Annotated in this window: 15 protein-coding genes; 9 read left to right on the top strand and 6 right to left on the bottom strand. The window is 44.8% G+C overall.

Features of this window, described 5'->3' with window-relative positions; genetic code table 11:
• Positions 1-52: 52 nt before the first annotated feature.
• On the bottom strand, positions 53-1,000 hold the full coding sequence (locus tag ABXT70_RS05885) for a GlxA family transcriptional regulator (RefSeq protein WP_443642242.1): 948 nt from the start codon (positions 998-1,000) through the stop codon (positions 53-55).
• 165 nt (positions 1,001-1,165) lie between these two features.
• Between ABXT70_RS05885 and ABXT70_RS05880 the strand changes: the two genes are divergently transcribed.
• The 3 genes from ABXT70_RS05880 to ABXT70_RS05870 all read left to right on the top strand — a co-directional run bounded on the left by ABXT70_RS05880 (position 1,166) and on the right by ABXT70_RS05870 (position 4,307).
• Positions 1,166-2,506 carry an NAD(P)/FAD-dependent oxidoreductase gene (locus ABXT70_RS05880; protein WP_443642241.1) on the top strand — a complete coding sequence of 447 codons (1,341 nt, stop codon included), beginning with the start codon at positions 1,166-1,168 and terminating at the stop codon, positions 2,504-2,506.
• A 109-nt stretch (positions 2,507-2,615) separates the two neighbouring features.
• Positions 2,616-3,506, top strand: coding sequence for a DMT family transporter (locus ABXT70_RS05875; RefSeq protein WP_443642240.1), 891 nt, complete (start codon positions 2,616-2,618; stop codon positions 3,504-3,506).
• Between the two features lie 117 nt (positions 3,507-3,623).
• A complete protein-coding gene (locus ABXT70_RS05870; RefSeq protein WP_443642239.1) occupies positions 3,624-4,307 on the top strand; it encodes a glutathione S-transferase N-terminal domain-containing protein in 684 nt (227 codons plus the stop codon).
• Positions 4,308-4,327: 20 nt separating this feature from the next.
• On the opposite strand, the gene ABXT70_RS05865 is transcribed toward ABXT70_RS05870, so the two are convergent.
• The 3 genes from ABXT70_RS05865 to ABXT70_RS05855 form a co-directional block, all read right to left on the bottom strand.
• On the bottom strand, positions 4,328-4,807 hold the full coding sequence (locus ABXT70_RS05865; protein WP_443642238.1) for a methylated-DNA--[protein]-cysteine S-methyltransferase: 480 nt from the start codon (positions 4,805-4,807) through the stop codon (positions 4,328-4,330).
• Positions 4,808-4,810: 3 nt separating this feature from the next.
• Positions 4,811-5,488 (bottom strand): GntR family transcriptional regulator, encoded by a 678-nt coding sequence (locus ABXT70_RS05860; protein ID WP_443642237.1) that lies wholly within the window; start codon positions 5,486-5,488, stop codon positions 4,811-4,813.
• Between the two features lie 85 nt (positions 5,489-5,573).
• The gene (locus tag ABXT70_RS05855) at positions 5,574-6,893 is read right to left on the bottom strand and encodes a uracil-xanthine permease family protein (protein ID WP_443642236.1); all 1,320 of its coding nucleotides are present in this window, start codon (positions 6,891-6,893) and stop codon (positions 5,574-5,576) included.
• Between the two features lie 210 nt (positions 6,894-7,103).
• Between ABXT70_RS05855 and dapA the strand changes: the two genes are divergently transcribed.
• On the top strand, positions 7,104-7,970 hold the full coding sequence (dapA, locus tag ABXT70_RS05850) for a 4-hydroxy-tetrahydrodipicolinate synthase (RefSeq protein ID WP_443642235.1): 867 nt from the start codon (positions 7,104-7,106) through the stop codon (positions 7,968-7,970).
• Between the two features lie 18 nt (positions 7,971-7,988).
• Here dapA and ABXT70_RS05845 read toward each other — a convergent pair whose 3' ends face one another.
• Both ABXT70_RS05845 and ABXT70_RS05840 read right to left on the bottom strand, forming a co-directional pair.
• Positions 7,989-9,092 (bottom strand): phosphoribosylaminoimidazolesuccinocarboxamide synthase, encoded by a 1,104-nt coding sequence (locus tag ABXT70_RS05845; RefSeq protein ID WP_443642234.1) that lies wholly within the window; start codon positions 9,090-9,092, stop codon positions 7,989-7,991.
• A 64-nt stretch (positions 9,093-9,156) separates the two neighbouring features.
• On the bottom strand, positions 9,157-10,062 hold the full coding sequence (locus tag ABXT70_RS05840; RefSeq protein ID WP_443642233.1) for a LysR family transcriptional regulator: 906 nt from the start codon (positions 10,060-10,062) through the stop codon (positions 9,157-9,159).
• A gap of 107 nt (positions 10,063-10,169) precedes the next feature.
• Here ABXT70_RS05840 and kynA point away from each other — a divergent pair, with 107 nt between their 5' ends.
• The 5 genes from kynA to cysQ all read left to right on the top strand — a co-directional run bounded on the left by kynA (position 10,170) and on the right by cysQ (position 16,597).
• Complete coding sequence (gene kynA, locus ABXT70_RS05835) at positions 10,170-11,021, top strand: tryptophan 2,3-dioxygenase (protein ID WP_443642232.1); 852 nt, start codon at positions 10,170-10,172, stop codon at positions 11,019-11,021.
• 27 nt (positions 11,022-11,048) lie between these two features.
• Positions 11,049-12,284: a kynureninase gene (kynU, locus tag ABXT70_RS05830; RefSeq protein ID WP_443642231.1), complete on the top strand. Its 1,236-nt coding sequence runs from the start codon at positions 11,049-11,051 to the stop codon at positions 12,282-12,284.
• 715 nt (positions 12,285-12,999) lie between these two features.
• The gene (gene cysD, locus ABXT70_RS05825) at positions 13,000-13,911 is read left to right on the top strand and encodes a sulfate adenylyltransferase subunit CysD (protein WP_443642486.1); all 912 of its coding nucleotides are present in this window, start codon (positions 13,000-13,002) and stop codon (positions 13,909-13,911) included.
• A complete protein-coding gene (cysN, locus tag ABXT70_RS05820) occupies positions 13,911-15,806 on the top strand; it encodes a sulfate adenylyltransferase subunit CysN (RefSeq protein WP_443642230.1) in 1,896 nt (631 codons plus the stop codon). Before cysD ends, cysN begins: the two co-directional genes overlap by 1 nt.
• A 2-nt stretch (positions 15,807-15,808) precedes the next feature.
• The gene (cysQ, locus tag ABXT70_RS05815) at positions 15,809-16,597 is read left to right on the top strand and encodes a 3'(2'),5'-bisphosphate nucleotidase CysQ (protein WP_443642229.1); all 789 of its coding nucleotides are present in this window, start codon (positions 15,809-15,811) and stop codon (positions 16,595-16,597) included.
• Positions 16,598-16,713: the final 116 nt, after the last annotated feature.

Here is a 16,713-nt window from a genome sequence, read left to right as displayed (position 1 = left end):
CAGCCTTAAAACTAGCCAGAAAACGCCATATAATTAGGCGTATTAAAAGCCATTAGCGGTTACTGTTGCGCGCCCTTTCCTGCCGTGGCGAACAGCTATACTTCTTTTGGTAACACCGTGCCAGATAAGACGTTGAACTAAATCCACAGGCCGTAGCTATTTGTAGAACTGACAAACTGGACTGACGCAACAATTGCTGAGTTTTTTCTAACCGTAAGTGCAAGTAATACTGTCCTGGACTTTGTTGCAAATGCTGCTTAAACAAGCGCTCCATTTGCCGCGCAGACATATTAGAAGCATCTGCTAACTCTTGACAAGTTAGGGGCACCTCTAAATTTTGGCGCATAATATCAATGGCTTTAATCAAACGTGGATTATTGATATTTAAGCGAGACTGTAAACGCATCCGTTGGTCTTGGTGAGGTGGGCGGATATGGGGATGCATGTACTGCTCTGCTACCAATAAGGCCAGCTCATAACCATGTTGATCAGCGATGATTTGCAACATCATATCTAACCCAGCAGAACCACCAGAACAGGTGAATAAGCTACCATCAAATTCATACAGTTCACCGCTCATCCACACGTCTGGAAATTGCTCACGAAAACTATCCACATATTCCCAGTGAATGGTACAGGTTTTATGACGTAACAGTTTTGCCTTGGCTAATAACAAAGATCCTGTGGATGTGGAACCCACAAGGTCTACTTGACGGGCGGCTTGGCGCAACCAAGCGAAAAACTTATCATTACCATAAGAGGCAACATTAATTCCGGCTACAATCAACAACACATCAAGGGTTTTTACTTGGTCTAAATTAATGGTCGGTGCAGTGACCATTTGATTACTGGCACTTACAGGTAAGCCATCCCAACTTAAAAACTCCCATTGATAAAGTCCGTCCTTTGCCTGCGCATTCGCCATACGCAAGGGTTCCAAAGCCGCCGCTAATGACAGCATGGAAAACCCTGGTACTAAAAAAAAGCCAAATCGTTGCATCGTAGATCCATTGAAAACATAGACCGCTAGGCCATTTTCTTACTAGATTAGCCCTTATTGTCGGTTTTGTCTCATTAAAAGTCGTCTTAAGTGGTTTTTATTTAAACATGAAAGCGCATTATGACTACCACTTGATAAATAAACATAATCCAATTGGAGTCCTTGATGGCCTTTCCTTCTTCTTCTCCCTACGTCATTGTAGGTGCAGGTATTCATGGTTTAAGTACAGCTTATCACCTCGCTTTAGAACTTAAAGCAAATGGTAAAGGCGATGGTCGTGACATTATCATCCTTGATAAGAACGGCATTGCTGCTGGTGCAACTGGCATTGCTTGTGGTGTAGTTCGCAACAATTACTTCCAACCTGCTATGCGTGAACTGATGGCTCATTCTGTAGAAGTTTGGGAATCAGATATGCAAGCCTATTCATACCACCCTGTGGGTTACATGCAAATTAGCCCTGAGTCAATGCACGCAGACGTAGCTACAATCTACCAGCAGCAAAAAGCCATTGATTACCCTTCTACTTTTATTGAAGGCGAAGCCGACTGCACTAAATACATGAAAGGCATCTTCCACGATTGGCAAGCACAGGGCATCACCTCTGTATTACATGAAGCTAAAGGTGGTTATGCCAACAACACTAAAGCCATGTATGGTTTAGCGGCCAAAGTAGAGAACGAAAACATTCGCATTATCAGTGGCGTAACCGTTACTGGTTTCACTCGTAACGAAGGTTGTGTCACTCACGTTGAGACAGACCAAGGCAACATCGCCTGTGATTACGTTGTCATCGGTGCTGGCCCATGGGCTAAAAGCTTGTGGGAAATGCTAGAATTGCCTAAGACCGTTAGCATTAAAGGAGCGGACGACCTTATTCACACGGACATTCCAATGTGGATATACTGGTCTCTCCAGGAAGGTACCTTGGGTGTTGATCCCAAGCTACAAGTGGACAATGAGGGCAACATGCCTCCAGTTATCCACGTAGACTCTAACGCCCCACTTTACTCATGTGAAGACGGCAGCTTAGTAACCGACGAAATGTGGGGCATTTACTACAAGCCAGACTTCCACTTTGGTGGAGTTCAAGGTGGTGCTGCACCATTCCCGGTAAAGACCAACCCAGACGAAGTAGCTGTTGACCCATACGGCCCAGACTCTCCAGAGTTTGTGGTTGGCCAAGAATTCGCACATATGTGGGTTTCTGCTTTGGCTCATTGTCAAAAGCGTTTTGAAGGCACAATGGCTAAATTCAAGGATGAGCCAAGTGGTGGTATTGGTTGTTTCACACCAGACTCTTTCCCGATCTTTGACGTATTCCACAACAATGCGTACTTCATTGCTGACTCAAACCACGGCTACAAAATGTTGGGCGTAGGCAAATTGGTAGCGAATGAAATTGCAACTGGCCAAAGCCACAGTTTGCTTGAGCCGTTCCGCTTGAGCCGCTACGAGCAGGGTAAACTACACCCTGTATCGAGCAGCCCATTCCCTTGGTCATAAACCTTACTTTGTAAGCAGAACCAAGCTAAAAAAGCCCTGTTTATCAGGGCTTTTTTGTGCCTGTTATTTAACGCATAATGGCGCCTAGAATGTTGCAGTGGACACAGGCATGAAAGAAATTGATTGGTTAGGAAAACCTGCCCTAGGAGCAACCTTAGTGGCTGCTATATGGGGCGTTAACATTGTTTGCATGAAAGTCGCCCTCAATGACATGGACCCCTTATTATTCACCTCGGCACGCTTTCTATTACTTGCCATAGTGCTGCTACCCTTTGTGAAAATATCCACAGCTCAGTTACAGCCATTGCTACCTATTGCTCTAGTTATGGGGCTTGGCCACTTTTACCTATTAGCAATAGGTATCTCTATGGTGCCAGGAGTAATTGCTAGTGTTTGTTTTTTATTAGGCGCGCCCTTCTCAGCCTTATTGAGTTACTTATTTCTTAACGAACGAATTACGCCACTGCAAACTATAGCCATCATTTTAGCCACCTTGGGGGCTATGTTACCAACGTTACTATTAGGCCAAAGTGACCTTCAGTGGGGTATATTAATCGTCATACTAAGCACATTTATGTGGGCCGTTGGTAACATCCAAATCCGCAAACTAAAACAACTGCCAGTACTTTCTATTCAGTTCTGGATTGCCATTATTACTGCGCCTTTGTGTTTTGTAGCCTACCTGTTACAGGCAGACGCTGCACCTATGCTGCCACAGTTCACCACCAGCACTATGCTATCCTTAACTTACGTAGTGCTGTGTTCGTCCATCTTGTCTTACAGCCTTTGGTATGGGCTAATTCATCGCCATGGCATGAGTCGTTTGGCGGGTTTTATATTACTTCAACCATTTTTCACCCTCACTTTTGGCTACCTAATCTTGGGTGAAACCCTTACCCTTTGGCAGTTGGTAGGAAGTTCAGTCACCCTTTCAGGTGTATATATCTATTATCAACAAAGCAAACCTACTAAACCGTTAGCTAACAGTATCACTGAATAATTTATGCCAAATGTCGAACAGTGGATTCTGCTATAGATAAAGGCTAAGTACGCGTACAAGAACTTGTTGGCACGCTATAATTTAAGGCATCAGGAAATATAAGCGGAGCATCATTGCATGATTGACCTATATTATTGGCCTACACCCAACGGTAAAAAAATATCTATATTATTGGAAGAACTAGGTGTGCCCTATCAAACCCAGTGGGTCGATATGAGCAAAGGAGAACAGTTTAAGGCTGAATTTCTAATCATTTCGCCTAACAACCGCATACCCGCTATTGTTGATCATGCGCCAGCTGACGGTGGTGCGCCGGTCAGCATTTTCGAATCGGGTGCGATACTGCTCTATCTGGCTCAAAAGTATGGCCGATTTTACAGTAATGATTTGCGACAGCAGCAAGAAATCAACCAATGGTTGTTTTGGCAGATGGGAGGCTTAGGCCCAATGGCAGGCCAGGCCCATCACTTTCGTCATTACGCACCAGAACAAGTGCCCTACGGAATAGAACGTTACACCAACGAGTGTAACCGCCTATATGGTGTGTTAAATCATAGATTAGCTGATCGGGAGTTCATCGCTGGAGACTACAGTATTGCTGACATGGCCAGTTGGCCATGGGTTTTATTGTATCAACGCCAGGGCCAAGATCTGGCGCAGTTCCCGCACCTCAAGCACTGGCTAGATACAATACAAGCAAGGACTGCCGCAGCCAAGGGCGAACGTTTAGGTGATGAGCGTCGAACGAGCATTATCAACAAAGAATCACGTAAAGTACTATTCAATCAAACTGCACGCTAACACATGGGTTTAAGCAACAGCTAACTTATTGCGCCTTCTAGGCGCAGCAGAAATGCCTTGGCATCTAAACCACCACCAAAGCCCGTAAGACTGCCATCAGCGCCTACCACTCGGTGGCATGGGATAATCAATGGGATGGGGTTGCGTCCATTAGCAGCCCCTACGGCACGCATTGAATTAGGGCGACCTATGGCCTCTGCAATATCTTTGTAGCTACGCATTTGGCCAAAAGGAATTTTTTGTAGCGCACCTAACACCTGCATTTGAAATTCAGTGCCGCTGGGTGCTAGCGCCAGATCAAATCGTTTTAGTTGGCCAGCAAAGTAGTCGTCTATTTGATGCCGAGTTTGTTTAAAGGCAGCTGCATGATAATCCCAATCTGGCTTTGGTTTGAAGCACATTTTGCCACTGGGGAAACTCAAGTGATGCAATACTTCGCCCTCACCAGCTAACATCAGCTGCCCTACGGGGGTCTCCATGTAGGTGTATTCAAGTTGCATTATTCAAACTCCAAATGTTGCAGAACTATCTAACCCTCTGCCGTTAATAAGTGTCAAATCCGCTTCAATATGCTCTAAATGCTCGAGCATCAAGTCTAATGCTATGTGTTGATCTTGATTTTTTATTGCATCTACTAAGTGGCGATGCTCACTAGGAGGACAATTAGAAAAACTGTGCTGACCATACATAGCAATAATTAAGCTAGATTCTGTAACTAAGGTTTGCATAAAACCAGTTAGCAAATAATTATTTTGGAAACTGGCAATGAGTAAGTGAAATTCACAAGATAACCGAATCAATTCATGACGGTCATTGTTAATAAATGCTTGTTCTTCCAATGCCATATGAGCGTTGAGTGTAACAATATCAGCGTCACTTCTTTGCAGCACAACGTCTTTAATAATAATAGATTCAATTGACTTTCGAGTTTTAAATAAGGTGACAGCTTGCTGCAAAGTTGGCCTACGAATGCTGGCACCTTTGTTGGCCTGTAACTCTACAATGCCTTTATTAGCCAAGGTTAGTAAAGCCCTTCTCACGTACATTCTACTGGCACCAAAACGGTCACACAGAAACTTTTCACTTAAACGTGCACCAGGCCCTATACGTTGTTCCATGACATCATTAACAATAGCACCAACAATGGTCTCATCAATAACAGTAACTTCCTGTTTATACATAAAATGCCCAATTCCCTATATTAGAACCAAAAAAAGGGCAACCTTAGTTGCCCTTCATATACTTAACTAAGTATGTGGATGTGATTTAAGCATCGTCTGGCAAAATCTGGTTCAATACAATTGCTAGAAATGCTGTTGGAGCAACCGCTGATGTGGCAAGGGTGTTCCAGATACCTGGCAAATATTGCACAGCAGTTGGTACCAAATTGAGACCCAAACCAACCGTTAGTGATATTGCAATAATAATCATGTTACGCCGGGTCATTGACACCTCTGTCAGAACATTCATCCCTGCCGCTGCAACCATGCCAAACATCACAATCACACCACCGCCCAGCACAGGAAAAGGCATTGAGGCGATAGTCGCGCCCACCTTTGGCAACAGGCCACAAATTAGCATTATGACACCAGCAATGGTCACAACGTGGCGGCTCATGACACCGGTCATACCGACGATGCCCACATTTTGACTGAACGAAGTATTTGGCAAACCGCCAAACACACCGGCAACGGCTGTGCCCAAGCCATCTGCATAAGTCGCTCCAGAAATTTCGTCGTCCGTTGCTTCGCGACCAGCGCCTGCTTTTGTGGTTGCTGAGGCATCGCCCACCGTTTCAACCGCCGACACGATCGATATCAAAGTTACCCCGATGACAGCGCCTAAGTTGAATTCAAAGCCAAAGGGCATGACTTGAAGACCGGTAATCCAGCTGGCCTTTTCAACCGCGCCAAAGGATACCATCCCAAGTATGTAGGCCAAAACATAACCAGCGACAAGACCCATTAAAATCGCCGCATTAGATAAAATGCCATTGGTTTTGAATTTAACCACCAGAGCCACCAAAATAACGGTCAAAGCGACAGACCAATGCTTTAAAGATCCAAAACTGTCCGCAGCCATTTGAAAGTCAGCCGCACCACCTGCGGCATATTTGATGCCAACGGGAATGAGATAAAGACCAATCGCCAAAATAACCAAACCTGTAACCAACGGAGGGAACCAGCTCCGAATACTGACGATCACTGCGCCCAAAGCGAAGTGAATAGCGCCTGCAATGATGCATGAGGTCAAGGCGACCCCAAGCCCCTGCGTTGCTGCAATCCCAGCGAGCACTCCTACAAAGGCAAAACTTGTACCTTGCATGATTGGCAACCGAGCTCCGATGGGGCCAATCCCAATGGTTTGAAAAAGAGTTGCGATTCCTGCAAATAACATTGCCATCTGAATTAGATACACCTGTTCGGCGCCTCCAAAGGCCAAACCGGCGGCACCAGCAACGATAATTGCAGGTGTTACGTTAGAGGCAAACATTGCAAGGACATGTTGCAGCCCCAACGGCAGCGCTTCATGCATTGGGGGGGTTAGGTTTGCATCGCTGTAGACGGAGGGATTTACTTTTGACATATTATTCTCACTGTTTTTGAGATGATTAGATCTCTAATTATTATTATAGGTAACTTAGTCAACCTGACCTTGTTACAGCAGATTGTTAACAACATGTTGTCATTTTTTTTCATTAATGTCTAGGCCTTGCAAAATAACCTGTATTGCAGGCTTGTTGATACCCTTACATAGGTTTAAAATCAGTTCTATATAGTCCTAGGAAGCATCTCAATGTTTAGTGGTTCATACGTCGCTTTAGTTACCCCTTTTATTAACGGCAAGTTAGATGAGGCCGCTCTACGCCGCATCGTTAACTGGCAGCTAGATAAAGGCACCCATGGTTTAGTCCCTGTAGGCACTACCGGTGAATCACCTACCCTGTCTGAAATAGAACACAAACGAGTGGTAGAGATCGTTGTTGAGGAAAATAATGGCCGGGTACCTATCATCGCAGGAGCCGGTTCTAACAACCCAGTAGAAGCTTTAGCTTATGCACGCCACGCCAAAGATTTAGGCGCAGACGCGGTATTATGTGTCGCCGGATATTACAACCGCCCTAACCAAGAGGGCCTTTATGCTCACTTTGAGTACATCGCCCAAGGCGTAGACATTCCAATGGTGATTTATAATATTCCACCACGTGCAATTGTTGATATAGAGCCACAGACCATGGCCAAACTTGCGGCGCTACCTAACGTTGTGGGCGTAAAAGACGCCACTGGTGATATTTCACGTATTAGTTTAGAACGCATGGCACTAGGCAATGACTTCTCTTACCTGTCTGGTGACGATTTAGCGGCTGTTGCATATAATTCAGTCGGTGGTAATGGGTGTATTTCTGTAACAGCAAACGTTGCACCTAGCCGTTGTTCAGCGATGCAAACAGCCTGCCTTAAGGGTGATTATAAGGAAGCAAAGCGCATTCACGACGAGCTTACGCCACTGCATGCAGCCATGTTTAACGAACCTAGTCCAGCGGGTGTGAAGTACGCCGCTTCGTTATTAGGATTATGTAGCGAAGAAACCCGCTTGCCGGTAATGCCACTGAGTACAGAAAGTAAGACTACACTAGATAGCTTGCAGCATTTGATGGGTTAACTGGTGGGTTGCCGTTATCTAACGGATCAAACCATATTCTCGGTCTAACACGTCAATAATTTCTTCCTTAGGCTGCTGGCTCACAGCCAGCTTGCAGCCTATAATTTTCTCGGCAATACCGATGTAAGTATCAGAAATATCTTGCATAGCCTCCAAGGGCAACGCATTGTCTCTTGCCAAAGCCGCGCGCTCTACCATGCGTTTTTTATTAAGTAAGATATTTGCATCATCAACATAGTTAAGCAAGAACTGTCTAAAACCCTCTTTAGAGTTCTCCACCACTTTACCTGCTCTTAACTCTGCACCATCCCAAATTCGAGATGAATCTGGTGTGCCTATTTCATCCATATAAATGAGTTGATCGTCACCATTAGCATCCGTCACGTAGCCAAATTCAAATTTTGTATCGACAAACACTTGATCTTGGGCTGCTAAATCTTGACTAATTATAGAAAAGCCATCACGTAACAAGTTTTCATAACGGTTTATATCAGTGGGGGTGGCAAAGTTAAATGCTCGATAGTTAGCTTCTAAATCTGCTCGAGTAACATTGACATCATCAGCTTCTGGCACATTAGGTATACCCTTAAGAATGCCTTTAGTAGAGGGAGTAATGAGCAATTCGGGCAAACACTGATTCTGCTGCAAACCTTCTGGTAATGTTATGCCACAGAATTCTCGTTCACCACCCGCATAAGCACGCCACATAGAACCGGTAATGAACTGACGCGCTATAGCTTCCACCATCACCGGTTTAGCCTTTTGTACAATCCAAACTAATGGGTGAGGGGTATCTACAATATGGCTGTCTGCCAACCCTGCTTCACGAAAGCGAGTAAACCAATGGTTAGCTACAGCATTAAGCGCTGCGCCTTTGCCTGGCACACCTTGTAACCCACCTTCACCGTGCCATATGCAGTCGAAGGCAGAAATACGATCGCTAATCACCATCACAGCCAAAGGCGCATCAGCAGCCACATTATAACCTTTGCTAGCAATTAAGCGTTTGCTTTGCTTGGCGCTTAACCAATAAACACTTCGTACTTTGCCACTGTGCACAGGTAGATTTGTGGCAATGGGCAGATCATCATTGGTAGCAAGTACGTTATAAAAAGCAGACATGTAGAGTGTTTTCTAAGACAAATCGAGCGAACATATTACCTAAATTAATGGCAAGGCGCAGCTATTAGTCATTAAAGCTGGTTATATTTTTTATCATCCGCATCACCTCTGAAATAGCTTCTCTATTAGCCACTTGGTGTAAGCCGGCAAGGTACCATTGAGTTGTTAATTCCCCGTCACCTATAGGACGGGCCACTAAGCCGTATTTCGGCCCTTGCGACAGAGCAGTCCAAGCAGGAAGAATAGTGATGCCTTGGCCGTCACCTACAATAGTCAAAACTGCTTCAGTGACTCCCGCACTTATTACATTACTGGGAAGAACATGGTGACGCCGAAACACTAAGTCATATTCACGGCCCTGTTCCGGATTTGTATGGTAAGCCACATAAGGAAAATCAGCGAACATCTCCGGTAGCACACTTGGGTGATGTGCTAAGGGATGAGTGCTGGCCATTAGTGCTAACAATGGGTCTTCACCCAAATGAATACAATTAAAGTCGCTTGCAGGTGGCAGCCCAGAAATCAATGCAATATCAATGGCTTGTTGGCGTAACGCTGACTCAGGATGTAAACCCACGTCAGCGGCAATTTCAAGGCCAATGTATGGGCACTTAATGGATAACTGCTGATACAACTCAGGCAACCAATGGTGCGATGCATAAGCCTCTAAACCCAAGCGCACAGTTGTTGTCACGCCTCCACTCATGTGCGCCACATCTTGCTCAGCGCGCTCTAATTCTGCTAACACCCTTTTCGCAGCAAATTGCACCCTTAAACCTGCCGGTGTGGCCAACAGTTTTTTATTTTGCCGGCTATACAAAGCCGTATCTAACAACCGTTCTGCCTCGCGTATACGGTGGCTCAGGGCCGACTGGCTCACCTGCAAGGCGACAGCAGCAGCAGACACACTGCCTGCCACCTCCAAAGCCCGAATCATTTGTAACTGTCTCACACTTAATTTAATCGCCATTGATCACTCATATATATGCATTTAATTCATACTTAACCCCCAAATTATGACATTTACTTCAACAATTACACACCCTAAACTATAAAAAATGTTAACAAGGACAACCTATGACCTACAAATGCCCATACGCATCTAGTGCCATCGACATCAGCGATGAACATATTCATTGGCAGCAAGATATCAGTTACGGCCAATACCTTGGTTTGGAAAGTCTTTTAGAACAACAAAATCCTCGCAGTGACGCTCATGACGAAATGTTATTTATCGTCATCCACCAAGCCTCTGAATTGTGGATGAAGCTGTGCCTGCATGAAGCCCATGGCGCTACTAAATTGATCGCCCAAGACGATTTACGCCCTGCCTTTAAAATGCTTACCCGCGTAGCCCGTATACAACAACAAATGGTGAATGCATGGGAAGTGTTAGTGACCATGACACCCGCAGACTACGCCAGTTTTAGAGACAGCCTAGGACAAAGTTCAGGCTTTCAATCATTCCAATACCGCGAGCTTGAATTTTTGTTGGGCAATAAAAATGCTGCATTAATTCAAGCCCATAAAAATCATCCACACAATTACCAACATTTAACCACTGTACTCAACGCTCCCAGCTTGTACGATGTATGCCTGCAACTGCTCCTGCAGCGTGGTTTTGATATTCCAGTAGCCCATACTAAAAGAGACTGGCAACAACCTTATTCACCTAATGCACAGGTTGAAGCTGCATGGCGAAAAGTCTATCAAGACACTGACACCTATTGGGATTTGTACGAATTAGCCGAAAAATTGGTAGACTTGGAATACCATTTTCAACAGTGGCGCTTTAATCACATGAAAACCGTAGAACGTATCATTGGCCACAAACACGGTACTGGTGGAACATCTGGTGTGGATTACCTACAAAAAGCCCTGTCTTTGCAGTTTTTTCCCGAGCTTTGGTCTGTACGTACAAGTCTTTAAACCACAGACCATTTATAAGGGCATAACATGACGAAGTTAATCAGAAAAAACTTTGAGCTATTGGACCAAAATGATTCCCTAGCACCTATGAGGGACGAGTTTATCCTACAAGAAGGCCTCATTTACCTCGATGGTAATTCCCTTGGGGTATTACCCAAAGACACTGCAAACCGTGTTAATGAGGTGATACAACAGCAATGGGGGGTGGATTTAATCCGCAGTTGGAACTGTCATTATTGGATGCAAAAGCCCATAGAATTGGGCGATAAAGTTGGCCGCTTAGTAGGTGCAGAAGCTGGTCAAACGTTAGTTTGCGACACCACCTCTATTAACATTTTTAAATTAGCGGCCGCCGCCGTAAAAATGCGCCCAGACCGCACCAAACTCATTACCGAAACTGGCAATTTTGCAACAGACCTTTATTTATTGCAGGGTTTAGCCAAACTACTAGGTGATCAAGTTCAAGTCGTTGCCCTGCCCCGGGACCAAGTATTACATGCCATTGATGACGACACTGCATTAGTATTATTAACTCATGTACATTTTAAGACAGGCGCCATGTGGGACATGGCTACCGTCACTCAGCTTGCACAAGAGAAAGGCGCGTTAATGATGTGGGACCTATCTCACTCAGCAGGCGCCATGCCCATTTCTTTGGATAGCTTTAATGCCGACCTAGCTGTAGGCTGTACCTATAAGTATCTTAATGGCGGCCCAGGTTCGCCAGCTTTTGTATATGTAGCCAAACGCCATTTAGCCCAGTTTGAACAGCCCCTCACAGGCTGGTTAGGCCACGCCAAACCGTTTGCGTTTAATGACGACTACCAAGGTGCAGAAGGCATTGAGCAGGCCATGTGTGGCACCCCTTCCGTGTTAGCCAATGCTGCATTAGAAGTGGCTTTAGACCTGATGCTAAAAGCGGACATGGAGCAGGTACGACTTAAATCGCAGCACATGGGCAAGCTGTTTATTCAGTTAATCCAACAACGCTGTCCATGGTTTGAATTAGGTTCTCCCATAAACGATGAACAACGAGGCAGTCAAGTGTCGTTAATACACACCCAAGGCTACGCCATTATTCAGGCCTTAATAGAGCGCAATATTGTGGGTGATTTTAGGGCTCCAGATAATCTACGTTTTGGCTTCACGCCACTGTATTTGAAGTACGTAGACCTCTGGGATACAGTAGATGCGTTGGTGGATATCATGTCAAACGAGCACTGGAACCAACCTCAATTTTTGAATAAGAAGGCCGTTACCTAAACCTTTCTACCCATCTGGCTTCATTAACTTAAAAATGTCTTAAAATGTATTGATTAAGAATAAAAATAGAGTATTATTATAATAATAATAATTTTACTTAATTTTTTAACTAAATTACATTTTAAGACAATTCATCATGCAACTAGACTCTCTTTATCAAACCCACTTACAAGGCCAACCCTTAGTGTGGGATACCGAAAGATTAGCCACCTACTTACAAGAATTAGGTTTAGCAGAGCACCGCCGTGCCGCAGATCGCTGGATAGAGAAGAATCAATTTTTGCCATCCAGCTTAGACATCACATCCATCGTAGACGAGAGTGGACGCAACCTAAAACCCCAAATACGTGATCATCTATTGACACAGGCTAAAAAACGTCGTCATAGTGTGCTAGCGGTGCAGTTGTTCAATAACACAAATGGTCAACAAGGGCTATTCGCAAACGACGCTCGCCTTGGCCGCTGCTGGATTTGGTTGGACACTTCTACTGAGCACCCTTTTACTTGTGTAACCTTAGTACTGGCCTTAAATGCTCTCACCTTTTACAAGGGCAAAGATACTTTGTACCTACCCCATGGCCACTGCACAACCATAGCCCGTGAAGTGCAACGTAACCAACCTCAAGAACAATTGCACACATCATGTGGGCAAGGAACTTTAGGATTAGCAGCTTACCCTAGCACCCTCTACATAAACACAGGGGCCAAGGCTAAAATCCCTGTTTCCGATGGTTACAGCCAGCTTGATAGATTAGAAGCCGAAAGTATTCACATTATGCGTGAAGTTATGGCCAATGCTAGCAACCCTGTGATGCTTTACTCCGTTGGCAAAGACAGCGCAGTTATGCTGCATTTAGCCCGCAAAGCTTTTTACCCTAGTCCACCACCGTTCCCACTATTACACATAGATACCCGTTGGAAGTTTCAGGAAATGTATCAGTTCCGTGACTATATAAGTCGACAAGCAGGCATGGAGTTACTTGTACATACTAACCCAGATGGTATTGAGCGCAACATTAGTCCATTAGCTCATGGTAGTGCTCTTCATACAAACATTATGAAAACCGAGGGTTTAAAACAAGCCTTGGAAAAATACAGTTTTGATGTGGCTTTTGGTGGTGCGCGAAGGGATGAAGAAAAGAGCCGAGCTAAAGAACGTGTTTTTTCTTTCCGCAATACTACCCAACGGTGGGACCCAAAGAATCAAAGGCCAGAATTGTGGAACCTATACAACGGCCACAAAAAGTCCGACGAGAGCATTCGTGTATTCCCCATATCTAACTGGACCGAATTGGATATCTGGCAATACATCTACCGAGAAAACATCCCCATTGTGCCTTTATACTTTGCTGCTCCTAGGCCCGTAATCGAACGTGATGGCATGCTCATAATGGTAGATGATGAGCGCCTAAAACTCATGCCTAATGAATCCGTAGCCATAAAAACGATTCGTTTTAGAGCCTTAGGCTGCTACCCCCTTACGGGCGCTATTGAGTCGCAAGCGCAAAACCTAGAAGAAATAATCCTAGAGCTATTAAAAGCCCACACCAGCGAACGCCAAGGCAGGGCTATCGATTCTGACAGTACAGGATCCATGGAAAAAAAGAAGCAAGAGGGGTATTTTTAATGACTACTACCAATTCACCAGCCAATCCTGTTGATCATTTCTTGCAACAACAAAACCAATTGGATCTATTACGTTTTATTACCTGCGGTAGCGTGGATGATGGCAAGTCAACATTAATTGGACGCCTGCTTTACGAAGCCAAATGCATTTTTGATGATCAAGTCTCGTCGTTACAAAAAGCATCAATTACTTACGACACCCAAGGTGGTGACATAAATTACTCTTTATTGGTAGACGGCCTAGCTGCTGAACGAGAACAGGGTATTACCATCGACGTAGCCTACCGATTTTTTAACACCGATAAACGTAAATTTATAGTGGCAGACACCCCTGGGTACGAACAATACACTCGCAACATGGTCACTGGGGCCTCCACTACAGACCTTGCCGTTATACTCATTGATGCCCGTAAAGGCGTATTAGAACAAACTCGGCGTCATGCTTTGATCTGTTCATTGTTGGGCATTAAGCACGTGATGTTAGCCATCAATAAGATGGATTTAGTGGACTACCAACAATCCATCTTCGAAACCATTGAACAAAATTTTGCAGAGTTCGCCAAGCAGCTGGATTTCAAAAAACTAACCACCATCCCTGTATCCGCCTTAAAAGGTGATAACGTGGTTACCCGTTCAAGCCAAATGACTTGGTTTAAAGGCCCAACCTTACTCGCGTTTTTAGAAACGGTGCCCACTATTCAAAAATTAGATGAACATGCCTTTAGAATGCCGGTGCAATGGGTTAACCACCCTCACCTAGATTTTCATGGTTTTTCTGGCACTGTGGCAGCTGGTGCGGTTGAACTAGGTAATGAAATCCGCATTCTGCCTTCTGGCTCCATTGCCAAAATAAAAGACATCATTTTATTTGAACACCAGTTACCTAAAGCCTTTACCGGCCAGGCCGTCACCATCACCCTAGACAGAGAGGTCGATGTCTCTCGTGGAGACATGCTCGTAGCAGCCCAAACGCCTTGCCAAGTGTCTGATCAATTTGAAGTGGACCTGATCTGGATGGACCAAGAACAGGGATTTATAGGCCGCTCTTATGGTTTACAAATTGGCAGCAACTGGGTCAACGCACAGATAACAGACATTAAACATACCATTAACGTTAATACGTTAGCGCGCAACGCCGCAAGAGCCTTAGGCTTAAACGACATTGCGGTGGTAAAACTAAGCCTAGACAAAGCCGTGGCCTTCGAAACCTTCGCAGATTGCCAACCTTTAGGTAGCCTTATTTTAGTCGATCGCTTTAGTAACGCAACAGTAGCCGCTGGCATGATTAAACACGCCCTACGCCGCTCCAGCAATGTTCATATGCAAGCCTTAACAGTCGCTAAGCAAGATCGTTATCAGCTCAATGGTCACCCTGGTAAAGTATTATGGTTTACTGGTTTAAGTGGCTCTGGAAAATCTACCATTGCCAACTTGGTAGAAAAAAAGTTACACCAAAAAGGTATTCGTACCTACCTGCTAGACGGCGACAACGTGCGCCATGGCCTTAATAAAGACCTGGGTTTTACCGAAGCCGACCGAGTGGAAAACATTCGCCGCGTTACCGAGGTAGCTCAATTAATGGTGGATGCGGGTTTAGTGGTACTCACCGCGTTTATTTCGCCTTACGAAGCTGAACGCCATGCGGCTAAAGCACGTTTTGAAGACGGCGAGTTTGTAGAAATATTTGTTAATACCCCTTTAGACGTAGCTGAGCAGCGCGACACAAAAGGATTATACAAAAAGGCGCGGCGCGGAGAGATTCCTAATTTTACTGGTATCAACAGCCCTTACGAGGCACCAAAAAACCCTGACTTTGAAGTAGATACCAGTGTATTGACTGCCGAACACATTGCTGAACAACTTGTTGCGCAAGTAATTACAGAATTGGAGCTATAACCATGAGTCAAGCTGATACTATAATGTCTAACCCAAAATTGTTGTCAGAGTTAGTCCAACTCACCAGTGATGCTGGCGACGTCATTTTGAAAATTTACCATAGTGACAACTTTAATGTGCAAAACAAGTTGGATGAATCGCCAGTAACAGCAGCTGATTTGGCGGCTCATCATTATATTATGGCAGGCCTCAAACGGCTTACACCTAGCATTCCTGTAGTCTCAGAAGAAGATGCAAACTCCTTAAGCGTTGCCCATAACAACACCTGTTATTGGCTCATAGACCCATTAGATGGCACTAAAGAATTTATTAACAAAAACGGTGAATTTACCGTTAATTTGGCTCTAATTGAGGCCAATAAGCCTAGTTTTGGATTGGTAGGTGTACCTGTGGCTAACCATGTTTATTGGGGAGGCAATCGGCTCGGCGCCTTTAGGCAACTGCAAAACCAATTAGAAGATGCCTCTTACATTCAGTGTGTTAAAACACAAATTCCTATCCGTGTATTAGCCAGTAAAAGCCATTTAAATGATGCTACCAAGCAACTCATAGACCAGCTAGGCTCAAGCACTCTCATTCAGGCTGGAAGCTCACTTAAGTTTATTCGTATTGCCGAAGGGTTAGCAGACTATTACCCCCGCCTAGCGCCCACATGCGAGTGGGATACTGCAGCAGCGCAGGCGGTGTTAGAAGGTGCTGGAGGAAGTGTTAAACAAGCCTCTGGACAGTCCATGGTTTATGGCAAGGCAGATATTTTAAATCCGCACTTTATTGCCATGGGCCTGAGTTAAAGCTAACACCACAATCGCACTATTAATAACCAGTTGTCTCTTTGCACATGTATCAATATCAAAATAGCTAGCATAAAATTCCCCAAAAGAGCAATATTGCGGCCAGTCCTTTAGAT

The organism is Candidatus Njordibacter sp. Uisw_039 (assembly GCF_047730075.1).
Classification (GTDB): Bacteria; Pseudomonadota; Gammaproteobacteria; order Pseudomonadales; family Balneatricaceae; genus Njordibacter.
This window is presented reverse-complemented; position numbering and strand designations above follow the sequence as displayed.